The organism is Candidatus Phytoplasma ziziphi (genome assembly GCF_003640545.1).
Taxonomy (GTDB): domain Bacteria; phylum Bacillota_I; class Bacilli_A; order Acholeplasmatales; family Acholeplasmataceae; genus Phytoplasma; species Phytoplasma ziziphi.
The window spans coordinates 188,689-201,572 of record NZ_CP025121.1 but is presented as its reverse complement, the minus strand read 5'-3'; the positions used below and the strand labels follow the sequence as shown (position 1 = coordinate 201,572).

Below are 12,884 nucleotides of genomic sequence, written 5' to 3'. Positions count from 1 at the left end.
ATAAATAAACAAATGTTCGAATTAATATAAGAAATTAAGTCTTATGAATAATGTAAATAATAATTTGTTTGAGATATTAAATAAAAAAATCCTCATTTATGATTTAATTATTAAAATGGGAATTGTTGCGAAAAAACAAGGCAAAGGTTTTTTCGCTTTGTGTCCTTTTCATAAAGAAAAAACTCCTTCTTTATCTATTTCTCCTGAAAAAAATATTGCTTTATGTATGGGTTGCCGTAAAGGCGGCTCTCCGGTTAAATTTTATTCTCAATTAAAAGATATTCCTACGTCAGAAGCGATACAACAATTAGCTAAACTTTTTAATATTAATTTGCCTAAACAAAAATTAAAACCCGAAGATCCTTTAATTTCTATTTTAAAATCAGCTAATGAATTTTATCAAAAAGCTTTGTTATTTATCTTAGATAGAAAAGAATTTTCAGAGCATCCTTTATTAAAATATTTATTCGAAGACAGAAAATTAAATAAAGAATTAATTAAAGAGTTTGGATTAGGTTATTCTCATAAAAACACAAGTGCTTTAATTAAACATTTAGTTGGAAAACTTAATTATAAATATGAAGATATTTTAAAATTAGGTTTAATTTCTAAAAAAAATGATTCAGATAAATATTTTGATTTTTTTATTAATCGTTTGATGTTTCCCTTGATCGATTTAAACGGGGAAATAGTTGGTTTTTGTGGACGTTCATTAGAAAATAATCAAAATCAAACGCAATTTAATATTCCTAAATATTTATTTAATGGTCATTGTAAAAAAGAAAATTTGTTATATCGTTTTTTTGAACATCAAAAAGATATCCAAAATAAAAAAGAAGTTATTTTATGCGAAGGTTTTTTTGACGTTATAGCTTTTTATAAAATAGGTATGAAAAATGTTGTCGCTAGTTTAGGAACTAATTTGAATCGAATTCAAATAGCATCATTAAAAAAGGTAACACAAAATGTTACTGTCGCTTTAGATTCTGATAATGCAGGAAAAGAAGCTGAGAAAAAAATTTCTTTTTTGTTGAATAAAAATAGTTTTAGAGTTAAGGTTTTACATTTACCTTATAATTTAGATCCGGATGAATATATTTTATCTAAACAAAATAATATAAGTCTCTTAAAACAAAAATTAGAAGAAAGAACTAAAGATTATATTTTTAATCAAATAGAAGAATTTAGAAGGAAAGAGTTAAGAGACAATCAAATAAATTCAAATATTCAAATTTTATTAAAATATCATAATAGAGACAATTTGGAATATTTTCGAAATAAAATAAATGAAAAATATCAAATTCAAACTGATTTATTTTCTTTTATTTCTATTAAAGACACAAACAACGAATTATTACAAAGAAAAAAGGATAAAATTTCTTTAAAAGGAATAATTGGGAGTTATGAAAAAGAAATAAGTATTTTAACTGAATTATTTTTAAATCAAAAATATATTGATTTGGTTATAGAAGAAATTTATAAATATGAAAATATTAATGCCGATGTGATAGATTTGATTCGTAAGATTAAAGATTATTCTATGAAATATTCCAAAGAAGAAGAAAAGAAAAATGGCATAAATATTTCTAATTTTAAAAATGTTTATAAAGAATTTTTAGATCATATGTCGAATTCTGAAATAGTATATAATTTATTATTACAAGTTGAAAACAATGCTATATTTAAACAAAAAAAAAGAATAAAAAGTCAAGAATATTTAAAAGATATTTTTATTCCTTTTCAAATGAAAGATTATTCGACGATTCAACAAGAAATTAAGAAAGAAATACAGATAATTAAAGCTAAAATTAATGAAAAAAATAATAATGATGAAGATTATAGTCCAGAAATAAATAAATTATGGGACGAGTTAAAACAAAAAGAAAAACAATTATTAAATATTCAACAAAATAAATTTGAAAATAAAATAGACTAATTTTATTTTATTAATTATAAAAAATAATTATTATAAATGAATAAAAAGGGAATTTTATGAATTTAAGAAAAAATTTTAAAAAAATCTATAAAAAACATCATTTGAAAATAGAACAAGAAAATCATTCACTTGTTATTACTCCTTTCGAACAAAAGATTCAATGGTTAGAACAATTTTATAAAAATAAAGATTTTTTTAACTCAAGACTTATTAAATCCATAATTATGCATGATAAAAAATTCAAAAATAAAAGGAATAATTCTAGAAAAAAAAATCCATCTAAAAATGATCCTTTTGATAAATTATATTCAACAAATAATGATATGTATAATAAAGAAGAATCTCAAGAAGATTTAAATTTGGAACAAATTTCTAATTCTATTAAAGTAAACGATCCTGTTAAAATGTATCTTAAAGAAATAGGTCAAATTCCTTTATTAACTTTAGAAGAAGAAAAAATAAAATCCAAAATGGTTTATGAAGGGTTAATAGCTAAAAAAAAATTAGAACAATATAAAAAACAAGAAATAGAATTAACATATGAACAAGTACAAGAGATAAATAAACAGATAGAAGATGCTGAAAAAGCTAAAAATAAATTAATCGAAGCTAATTATCGTTTAGTAGTTTCGATAGCCAAACGTTATATAGGAAGAAAGATTTTATTTTTAGATTTAATTCAAGAAGGCAATATGGGCTTGATGAGAGCAGTCGATAAGTTCGATTATACTAAAGGTTTTAAATTTTCTACTTATGCTACTTGGTGGATAAGACAAGCGATTACAAGAGCTGTATCTGATCAAGCTAGAACAATTCGAATTCCAGTTCATATTATTGAAACAATGAATAAAATTTCTCGTTGTTTAGGAAAATTAACACAAGATTTATTACGTAAAGTTGATAATCAAGAGTTAGCTATGAATATGAATATCAAAAAAAAAGAAATTGTGGATATTCAAATGATAGAAAAAGAAACTATTTCTTTAGAAACATCAGCTAGAGAAGAAGTTGATTCTTCTTTAGGAGATTTTATCAATGATCCTAATACTATTTCTCCTCATGAATATATGTTACAAGAAATGTTAAAAAAGACCTTAGATGAATCTTTAGAAGAAGTTTTAACAGATAAAGAAGAACAAGTTTTAAAAATGCGTTATGGCCTTACAGATGGACATATTTATACTTTAGAAGAATTAGGTAATAAATTTGGAGTTACTCGCGAGAGAATTCGCCAAATAGAAGCTAAAGCTTTAAGACGTTTAAGAAGCCCTTCTAAGCAAAATAAATTAAGAACATTGTATAATAATATTATTAAAAAATGAAAAGACTTCTTTTTATCGCTTCTCTGTTAAAAGGTTACAATATAGTTATTGATATCGGCACAGATCATGGTTTAGTTTTAAAAAAAGCATTAGATTTAAAATATATTAAAAAAGGAATTGCTTGTGATAATAAAATTAAACCTTTACAAAAAGCTTTTGAAAATTTAAAAAATTATCCTGTTAAATTTTATTTAAGTGATGGTTTTGATAAAATAAATGATGATTTTGATTTAGCTTTGATTTGCGGAATGGGTCCGCATACTATTTCGCAAATTTTACAAAGATCTCCTTATAAAAAAAAATATTTTTTATTAGGTTGCCAAGGAAAAATTAATTATTTGATTGATTGGTTAAATAATAATAATTTTGATATTTTAGAATATTATAATTTTTATGATAAATTTAGTTATATTTTTTTGAAAGTTTTTCAAAAAGGATAAAAAAATTATTTTTGTTAATAATAAAATGAAAAAAATAAAATTTTAAAGTATAATATAAGTTGATTCCATAAAAAGTTTGAGTAGCTCAGCTGGATAGAGCAACGGCCTTCTAAGCCGTCGGTCGGGGGTTCGAATCCCTTCTCAAACGCCATTATTTTTATTTTAATATTGAATATAAAAATTTAAGAAAAAAAGTTCTTTTATTATCAAATAAATATTTTGTTAAAATTTTTATTTGATAATAAAAAAATAGGAGATATAAAAACATGGCTGTTCCTTTTAGAAGAATAAGTAAAACTGCAAAAAGAAAAAGACGTACACATCAAAAATTAACTAAACCTAACTTAATTGTTTGCCCTGATACTCATAATTTTACTTTATCACATCGTTTAACTGCAAATAGCTCTTATTATAAAGGTAAATTAATTTTAATTAAAAATAAAAAGAAACAAAAAGAAGTAGAATAAAAGATATATTTTTTTGTTGAAATAAAATATTATATAAAGGAAATTATGAAATGAAAGGAAATTATGAAATGAAAAAGATGACTACTAATGAAATTAGACAAATGTGGTTAGATTTTTTTGTTGCAAAAGGACATTATTTAGAAAATTCATCTTCTTTAATTCCTGACTCTTCTGATCCTAGTTTATTATGGGTTAATGCGGGGGTAGTTCCTTTTAAAAAATATTTTGATGGTTCTGAAAAAGCTTTTTGTCCTAAAATAGTTAGCATTCAAAAATGTTTAAGAACAAATGATATTGAGAATGTAGGACAAAATTCTATTCATCATACTTTTTTTGAAATGTTGGGTAATTTTTCAATAGGCGATTATTTTAAAAAAGAAGCGATAGATTTTGCTTACGAATTATTGATATCTGATAAGTGGTTTGCTTTTTCGAAGGATCGTTTGTATATTACTTATTTTTATCAAGATCAAGCTACATATGACTTATGGTTAAAAAAAGGAATTGCTTCAGATCATTTAATTTCTTTAAAAGATAATTTTTGGGAAATAAGTGAAGGACCTTGCGGTCCTTGTACTGAGATTTTTTTTGATCGTGGAGTTGAGTATGATCAAAGAGGTTTAGAATTACTTTACAAAGATATTTCTAATAATCGGTTTGTAGAAATTTGGAATATAGTTTTTTCACAATATAATAGTGAATCAGGGAAAAATAGAGAAACATATCTTGAATTACCAAGTAAAAATATCGATACTGGTTCAGGGTTGGAACGTTTAGCTTGTATTTTTCAAGACAAACAAACTAGTTTCGAAACAGATCTTTTTTTTCCTATTATTCAAAAAATTAGTTTTTTAAGTAAAGTTGAATATTCGAAACACAAAGAAGCTTTTAGAATTATCGCTGATCATATCAAAACTTTAGTTTTTGGTATTGGCGACGGGGTTTTATTCGCTAACGAAGGCCGAGGATATATTTTAAAAAAACTTTTAAGAAGAGCTTTTACTAAAGGAAAAAAATTAGGTTTTCTAAAACCTTTTTTATTTAAATTAGTTTCTGTTGTTATTGATATAATGAGAGAATTTTATCCTTATTTAATTGATAAAAAAGAAATTATTGAAAATATTATCCAAACAGAAGAAGAAAAATTTGTTTTTAATTTAAATAAAGGTCAAAAATTATTTTTTCAATTAGTTGAAAATAATACTCTTTCAGGAGATAATTTTTTTAAACTTTATGATACTTATGGTTTTCCCGTGGATATGATTTATGAATATGCTAAAAAAAATAATATTCATATAGATGAAAAAAAATTTCAAGTTTATTTAGAAGAACAAAAAAAATTATCTCGTGGCGTCCAAAATAATAAATATAGTATGAATAAACAAAATGATCTTTTTTTAAATTTTACTGAAAAAAGCGAATTTGTAGGTTATAATAAGTTTTCGATTCAAACCAAAATTTTAAAAGTTTTTGACGAAGGCATTGTTTTAAAAGAAACACCTTTTTATCCTGAGATGGGCGGCCAAATTTATGACGTAGGAATGATTGATAATTTAGTAGTAGTTAAAGTTACTAAATTACCAAATCAACAAATTATTCATCAATTCGATCGTTCCATTTCTCCATTGATAAATTTTTTTATCGAAGGGCAAGAAGTTACAGCTTCTATTGATATCTTAAAGAGAAAAAAAACTTCTTGTAATCATACAGCTACTCATCTTTTATATGATTCTTTAAAATTAATTTTAGGAGAACATGTTAAACCAAGAGGTTCTGGTTTAAATTCTGATTATTTGAGATTTGATTTTGATCATTTTCAACATTTATCTTTTGAAAATTTAATAAAAATAGAAAACAAAGTTAATGAATGGATTAATCAAAAACATCCAGTTATTATCCAAGAAACATCTTTATTAGAAGCTAAAAAAAGAAAAGTTCAATTTTTAGATAATACCAATTATCCAGATAAAGTTAGAATAGTTAAGATTGGTGATTTTTCGCTTCAACTATGTGGCGGCACACATGTCGTTAACACAAGTGATTTAAAAAAATTTGCTATTGTAGATTATAAAATCATTGGCTCTGGAATTTATAGAATAGAAGCAGTTACTGATTCTAACTTATTTTCAGCTTTAAATAAAAAAATAGAACCTTTTATCTTAGAAGAAAAACAAATTTTTGCTAAAATAGAAGAAATACACAAAGATATTTATTTAGAAGAATTTTTATCAAAAATAAAAAGGATCGCTATTCAGAAAAATTATAAAGACAGTTATGCTTATATTCAAAATTATAAAAATTATTTACAAGTTTTAAGAAAAGAATTTAGTGAATTTAAAAAACAAATTTTACAAAAAAGAAATGAACAAATTATAAAAAAAGCTAAGCAATTTATTCCTGACAAAATAGAGCCTTATTTAATGATTGTTGTCGGTAATCATCACGAACTGACAAATAATGACTTAAAAGTGTTGTTAGATCATCTATTTAATATATTAAAAGTAGATTTTTTATGCTTATGTCAAAAAAATTTAGATCAAGTTTTTATTTTATGCAAAAGTAAAATAATTCATGTAGGTAATTTTATTAAAAAAGTTGTTAAAACAATTAATGGTAAAGGTGGCGGCAATAAAAATTTTGGTCAATTAACTAGTTATGAAGTCGATAGATTTCTTGAATTTAAAAATAATTGGAAAGTGTTTTTATGACTCAAGAAAATGTTTTTTTAGGATTAGATTTAGGAGAAAAAACGTTAGGTATTTCTGTGTCTGAATCTGGTATTATTGTTAATAATTTAAAAACAATTTTTTTTCGTACTAATCAATATCAAGAATTAATTGAGCCTTTAAAAACAATTATTGAAAATTTTAAAGTTACCACAATAGTTTTAGGTTATCCGAAGCATATGAATAATGATGTGGGAGTTAAAGCTCAAATTAGCATTGATTTTTCTAAAAGACTTAAAAAAAATTTTTCTTCCGTAGAAGTTATTTTATGGGATGAACGTTTATCTACTCAGCAATCATATCAAGTATGTCGTTTAAATAATCATAATAAGAAAAAAATAAAAAATTTAAAGGATCAAATAGCGGCAGGCATTATTTTGCAAAATTTTTTAAATTATCGTAATAATAAGTTTGTAAACAATAGTTAGAAGATTTTTATATTATGAAGAATGAAAAAGAAAAATTTTTGCAAAATATTAAAATATATGCTTTAGAACATAATATTCCTATTATTCATGATGAAACTCTTATATTTTTACAAGATATAATTAAAAAAAATAATTTAATTAATATTTTAGAAATAGGAACGGCTATTGGTTATAGTGCTCTTGCTATGAATAATGACAAAAATAATATTCAAACTATAGAAAGAGATTATAATAAATATAAAATAGCTTTAGATTTTTTTCATGAAAAAAAATTTAATATTGAATTTATTTGGTCAGAAGCTCTTTTTTATCAACCTAATAAAAAATATGATTTAATTTTTATTGATGCCGCTAAAGTTCAATATCAAAAATTATTTGAAAAATATAATATTTTTTTAAATGAAAATAAATTTGTTATATGTGATAATTTAAATTTTCATAATTTAGATATTAATAATCCTAAAATTTCAAGAAGTACTAAACGTTTAATCCAAAAAATTAATGATTTTAAATTTTTTTTAAAAAATAATTTTTTGTTTGAAACAACTTTTTTGGATATAGGAGACGGTATTAGTATTTCACGTAAAAAAGTATTATAAGGGATTAAATAAGGAAATAAATATAAATGAATAAAAATAAAAAAAATTATGAGTTAACACAATCAGGAGTGGATCAATTAAAAGTAGAATTAGAACATCTTATAAACGTTAAAAGACATGAAAATTTAGAAGCCATTAAAGAAGCTAGAGAACAAGGTGATTTAAGCGAAAATGCTGATTATAGCGCAGCTCGTGATGAACAAGCTTTTATAGAGACTCGTATTTTAGAAATTCAAAATATTTTAAAAAATGTTAAAATTATTGATACTTATAGTACAAATAAAGAAATTAATATTGGTAAAACAGTTACACTGCAATTTTTAGATAACATGAAAGAACAAACTTTACATTTAGTAGGTGTTTTAGAAGTTAATCCTTTTATGAATAAAATTTCTATCGAATCTCCGATAGGCCAAAGTATTCAAGGTTATCAAGAAGGAGACCAAGTTTTAGTTAAAACAGAAACAGGAAAAAGTTTTAAAGTAAATATTTTAAAGGTTGAATAAAATGATAACTAAACATAAATATTTGCCTAATTTTTATTATGAATCTGTTTTTGATATTCCTTATGATAATTTTTTTTATAAAGATAAAATCAAAGTATTGTTTTTTGATTTAGATAATACTTTATTAAGTTCTAAAGAAAATGAATTAAATTTAAATATTCGAAAATTATTAAAAAGATTAAATAAACGTTTTAAAATTGTAATTATTTCAAATGCTTCATTTAAAAAAGTTCATTATATAGCTAAAAATAATAATTTAGATTATGTATATTTAAATTTTTATCATAAAAAACCTTCTATATGGGGTTTTGAACAAGCATTGAAATTATTTAATTTTCGTTTCGAGGAAGTTATGATGATAGGTGATCAATTAAGAACTGATATCGCAGGAGCTAACAAGATGAATATTATTTCTGTTTTAGTAAAACCTTTAGATAGAAAATATGAATCTTTTAGAACTAAATTAATTCGTTTTTTAATAGAAAAACCTTTTATCAAAAAGATAAAAAAAATTAATTTAGAAGAATATCGAAAAAAATTTCAAAATTTTATTAAATCATAAAAATAATTATCATGAATCCGTTAATAGAGCAAATTTTAAAAAAATTAAAAGAAAACTTTCGAAATGATGATGAGAGATTAAATCATATCTTAAGTGTTTGCAGAAAAGCAGTTCAATTAGCTCGTTTTTATAAAGTTGATATTGAGAAAGCACAAATTGCTTCTTTATTACATGATTATACTAAAAACGAATCATTAGAATTTCATTTATCATTATTAAATAAAACGAAAATTAATAAGTATAAACAAGCTCCTTTTATTTATCATGCTTTTAGTGCAGCTATTTGCGTTAAAAAAGAATTTAATATAAAAGATAGACAAATTTTAAACGCTATTCAAAAACATGTTTGGGGCCATATCAACATGAGTAAATTAGATAAAATAATTTTTATTAGCGACAAAATAGAGGATAATAGAAATTATCCGAATGTTGATTATTTGCGAAAATTATCTTTAGAAAATTTAAATAAAACTATTTATTATTTTTTAAAATTGACTTTTTCATATTATAAAGAAAATAATTTTACAATTTTCTCTGAACAATTAAAAGTTTTTGATTTTTTCAAGAATAAAGTAAAAGATTTGATTGATAACGAATAATAAAGTATGTTGTATATTATTTCTGGAAAATATAAAGGTTTTAAAATTAATTCTGTTTCTTCTATAAAAACAAGAAGTACTTCACATGCATTGAGAAAATCTTTATTCGATACTGTCGGAGAGTTTATTAAGGAAAGTATTGTTTTAGATTTATTTTCTGGATCAGGAGCTTATGGTTTCGAAGCTTTAAGTAGAAATGCTAAACAAGTTTATTTAGTGGATAATTTTTTGCCAGCTTTCCAAATTATTAAAAAAAATATGAAAAAATTAAATTTACCAAAAGAACAAATTAAATTATTTTATAATAATGCTTTTCAAATGTTGAAAAAATTTAATAAAGAAAATTTAATTTTTGATCTCATTCTTTTAGATCCTCCTTATTTTTTTAATTCATATTTGCTTTTATTTTCATATTTAGAAAAAATTACTCATAATCAAAGTTTAATTGTTTTTGAAACCCATTCTAAAACTTTATTACCTTCACGACAAGATAATTTTGTTTTATTTAAAGAAAAAAAATATGGTACTAAAAAGTTATATTATTATCGTAAAAATTATTTCCGTTAATTTTAATTATTATTTATTTTTTTCATTATATTATAATAATAAGTAGAGTATTTTTATTTTTTGAAAAAAATGAATATTTGAAATAAAGAAAGGTTAATATTTATTGTTTATGTCTCAGACTGTAGCTTGTTTATTATTGTTAGTTTTAGGTATTATAATAGGAGCTGTATTGATGTTTTTTTGGTTTAAAAAGTATTTACAAAAAAATCCTCCTATTACAGAAAGACAAATTAAAGAAATGTTTAAACAAATGGGAAGAAATCCTAGCCAAAAACAAATTAAACAGATTATGAACAGTATGAAAAATAATAAGTAAGCAGAGAGGACATTTATGACTTATAGTTCTATAATATTTTTTGTTATTTTTATTACATTTATTTTGATTATTATGAATATTTTTTATGAATTTAATGAAAAAAAAAGGATTAAAAAATATTTATTAAAATGCGATCCATTAGAACAAAATCTTTTAAAATCTATTTTGACAGAGAATAAAACAAAAGAATTTACTTTAACTAAAGATCATTTGATTACTAAAAAATTTATACATCTGAATATAGTTTTAAAAATTAAGGATAACGAAGTTAATAAAAGTAAATTTATTTGTCGTTTAAATATAAAGGTTTTTAATTTAATTTCGAATGATGTTTATTTAAAAAAAATCTATTTATAAAAAAAATAAAAAAGGATTTTAAAAAGTGACCGAATTGAAAATTATAGCTTATCATGACGAAAAATTTAAAGATTTAGGTATTATAAAAAATGGTTTAAAAACTAGGCTAGCTTCTGCTTTAATGAATAGCGAAGAAGACTACAGTCGACCTAACGAACTATTATCTTTATCTTTGATTTGTTGTTTTTATAAAACAATTAAAGCTATTGCATCTATTAGAAAAAAAGATGTCGCGGGCGAAATTAAAGTAAAAATTTTGTGCAATACTTTAAAAGACGAAAAAGGGTTTTATTTTAAAATTGATTTGTTTTGTGGTATCGAAAATTTATCTATTTTAGAAACTAAAGAACTTATGGATTTAACTCATCAAAAATGTCCTGTTTCAAGAATGTTTGATGCATATTCTCATTTTATTTTAAAATCCGTTTTATTCGAAGAAATTTAAAAATATAAAATTTATTAAATAAAATTTTTTTGTAAAAAAAATATATTTTTTGTTTTTAATATTTAAAAAAAGTTTTTTGATTTATTAAAAAATTTTTTGATATTATTAAAATATTTCAATTTATGAAATATAATTTATTTTAAATAATTTTAAATATTTGTTCATTTAGTGATTTTTATATTTAAATTTTATATTTATTTTATATTTAAAAAATTAATAATTGGTATAATATTTAATTATTATGAAAGAAGAAAAGAAGAGTTTTTTCTTTTTCTCTTTGATAATAAATTATATATTTATTATCAAAGAGAAAACACCCTTTAAAACCCTTTTTGATTTATATAAAGATTTTTAAGGGTTTTAAAGCCCATTAAAAAATAAATTTAGTATAATTATTTTGAATATCGAAAGATTTAATTGAAAATAAATTAAAAATCCAGTTATTTATTAACTGGATTTTATTTTTGTCAATTATTACAAATTAAATTTTTTTATATAGTTTCAAAGTTTCAATATTAATCTCGATTCCGAATATACCAAAATATTTTTTAAAATATATTAATCAAAATTATTCAAAAAGATTTTTAGGTTCAAAATATAAACAATTTTGGCAAATATTACTTAAAGGTTTCTTTTTAGCAAAAAAACCTATTTGATGTATAGGATGAATATTAGTAATTTGTTCTATTTTATTTTTCAATGCATAAATATGTTCATTATTTATTTCTGGCCCCCATTTACATTCGAAAGCTTTAATACCTTCTTTAGTTCTACATAATAAATCAATTTCTATATTAATATTTTTTCTTTGCAAAATAAATCTAGATGTTTCACCTCGATATTTATATATCAAGAAATCTTTACAAATTTTTTCGAATTCCCATGAAATAAAAATTTCTAAAAAAGGTTCGATTGTTTTATTATAAAAATCCTCTTTATTATCGTACATATATTGATGACGGTAATATTGTTTAATAAAACGATAATAAAATTTTAAAAATTGATCTTTGATATGATAAAATGTTTTTTTAAGATTTTCTTTTTCTCCAAAACAAATATTTTTGTCGATTATTTCTAAATTTGACATTTTTTTTAAATAATAAGAAGTTTTGCTAGTATTTTCTTCTATTTTTTGACTAATTTTGGATAATTTAATTTCTTTTTTATCACTCATAACATCTAAAATATTTAAATAAGGGGCTGGTAATCTAATTTCTTGCATCAAATTAGTGTAAATTTCATTTTCTATTGAATCTATATTTGGTATACATATTTTCATAATATTTTCTTTAATGCTTTTATTTTTATCTATTTTATTAAGATATAATGGTAAGCCGCCGAAGACACTGTAAAATCTAATTTTATCTTTATAATTAGCATTAGGATAAAATAAAGACGCTTCCAAGTAAGAAAAAGGTTTAATTTTTTTTTTATAAGTAACTCTTCCAAAAAGAGCTTGATTATAATTATCCATTTGTTCCATTAGTCTCATATGACTTCCAGAAATAAATAATTTAATATTACTTTGGTTTAATTTATGATCAACAATATTTTGTAATATAGTTAAAAAAGATGATTCAGAATCTATTAAATAAGAAAACTCATCAATTACAA

General features: G+C 22.0%; 15 protein-coding genes and 1 tRNA gene. 15 read left to right on the top strand and 1 reads right to left on the bottom strand.

Going from position 1 to position 12,884, the window contains the following annotated elements:
• Nucleotides 1-43 precede the first annotated feature (43 nt).
• From dnaG to CWO85_RS01040, 15 genes are all read left to right on the top strand, one after another.
• Complete coding sequence (dnaG, locus tag CWO85_RS01110; protein ID WP_121463863.1) at nt 44-1,936, top strand: DNA primase; 1,893 nt, start codon at nt 44-46, stop codon at nt 1,934-1,936.
• A 56-nt stretch (nt 1,937-1,992) separates the two neighbouring features.
• Nucleotides 1,993-3,258, top strand: a complete 1,266-nt coding sequence (locus CWO85_RS01105; protein ID WP_121463862.1) for a sigma-70 family RNA polymerase sigma factor — start codon at nt 1,993-1,995, stop codon at nt 3,256-3,258.
• Complete coding sequence (locus CWO85_RS01100; RefSeq protein ID WP_121463861.1) at nt 3,255-3,698, top strand: tRNA (adenine(22)-N(1))-methyltransferase TrmK; 444 nt, start codon at nt 3,255-3,257, stop codon at nt 3,696-3,698. Before CWO85_RS01105 ends, CWO85_RS01100 begins: the two co-directional genes overlap by 4 nt.
• Nucleotides 3,699-3,772: 74 nt before the next feature.
• Nucleotides 3,773-3,849: transfer RNA gene (locus CWO85_RS01095), tRNA-Arg, on the top strand.
• Between the two features lie 115 nt (nt 3,850-3,964).
• Complete coding sequence (gene rpmF / locus CWO85_RS01090) at nt 3,965-4,165, top strand: 50S ribosomal protein L32 (protein WP_121463860.1); 201 nt, start codon at nt 3,965-3,967, stop codon at nt 4,163-4,165.
• Between the two features lie 50 nt (nt 4,166-4,215).
• Nucleotides 4,216-6,873 carry an alanine--tRNA ligase gene (gene alaS, locus CWO85_RS01085; RefSeq protein WP_236628338.1) on the top strand — a complete coding sequence of 886 codons (2,658 nt, stop codon included), beginning with the start codon at nt 4,216-4,218 and terminating at the stop codon, nt 6,871-6,873.
• Nucleotides 6,870-7,319: a Holliday junction resolvase RuvX gene (gene ruvX, locus CWO85_RS01080; protein WP_121463859.1), complete on the top strand. Its 450-nt coding sequence runs from the start codon at nt 6,870-6,872 to the stop codon at nt 7,317-7,319. Before alaS ends, ruvX begins: the two co-directional genes overlap by 4 nt.
• 14 nt (nt 7,320-7,333) lie before the next feature.
• A complete protein-coding gene (locus CWO85_RS01075) occupies nt 7,334-7,918 on the top strand; it encodes an O-methyltransferase (RefSeq protein ID WP_121463858.1) in 585 nt (194 codons plus the stop codon).
• A gap of 26 nt (nt 7,919-7,944) precedes the next feature.
• A complete protein-coding gene (gene greA, locus CWO85_RS01070) occupies nt 7,945-8,424 on the top strand; it encodes a transcription elongation factor GreA (protein ID WP_121463857.1) in 480 nt (159 codons plus the stop codon).
• A 1-nt stretch (nt 8,425) separates the two neighbouring features.
• Nucleotides 8,426-8,986, top strand: a complete 561-nt coding sequence (locus CWO85_RS01065; RefSeq protein WP_121463856.1) for a YqeG family HAD IIIA-type phosphatase — start codon at nt 8,426-8,428, stop codon at nt 8,984-8,986.
• 11 nt (nt 8,987-8,997) lie between these two features.
• A complete protein-coding gene (yqeK, locus tag CWO85_RS01060; RefSeq protein ID WP_121463855.1) occupies nt 8,998-9,585 on the top strand; it encodes a bis(5'-nucleosyl)-tetraphosphatase (symmetrical) YqeK in 588 nt (195 codons plus the stop codon).
• A gap of 6 nt (nt 9,586-9,591) precedes the next feature.
• Nucleotides 9,592-10,152 (top strand): 16S rRNA (guanine(966)-N(2))-methyltransferase RsmD, encoded by a 561-nt coding sequence (gene rsmD / locus CWO85_RS01055; RefSeq protein WP_121463854.1) that lies wholly within the window; start codon nt 9,592-9,594, stop codon nt 10,150-10,152.
• Nucleotides 10,153-10,261: 109 nt separating this feature from the next.
• The gene (locus tag CWO85_RS01050) at nt 10,262-10,468 is read left to right on the top strand and encodes a YneF family protein (RefSeq protein ID WP_121463853.1); all 207 of its coding nucleotides are present in this window, start codon (nt 10,262-10,264) and stop codon (nt 10,466-10,468) included.
• A gap of 15 nt (nt 10,469-10,483) precedes the next feature.
• Nucleotides 10,484-10,825 (top strand): hypothetical protein, encoded by a 342-nt coding sequence (locus tag CWO85_RS01045; protein WP_121463852.1) that lies wholly within the window; start codon nt 10,484-10,486, stop codon nt 10,823-10,825.
• 25 nt (nt 10,826-10,850) lie between these two features.
• Nucleotides 10,851-11,270 (top strand): OsmC family protein, encoded by a 420-nt coding sequence (locus CWO85_RS01040; RefSeq protein ID WP_121463851.1) that lies wholly within the window; start codon nt 10,851-10,853, stop codon nt 11,268-11,270.
• 568 nt (nt 11,271-11,838) lie between these two features.
• Here CWO85_RS01040 and CWO85_RS01035 read toward each other — a convergent pair.
• Nucleotides 11,839-12,753, bottom strand: a complete 915-nt coding sequence (locus CWO85_RS01035) for an ATP-binding protein (protein ID WP_161554972.1) — start codon at nt 12,751-12,753, stop codon at nt 11,839-11,841.
• Nucleotides 12,754-12,884: the final 131 nt, after the last annotated feature.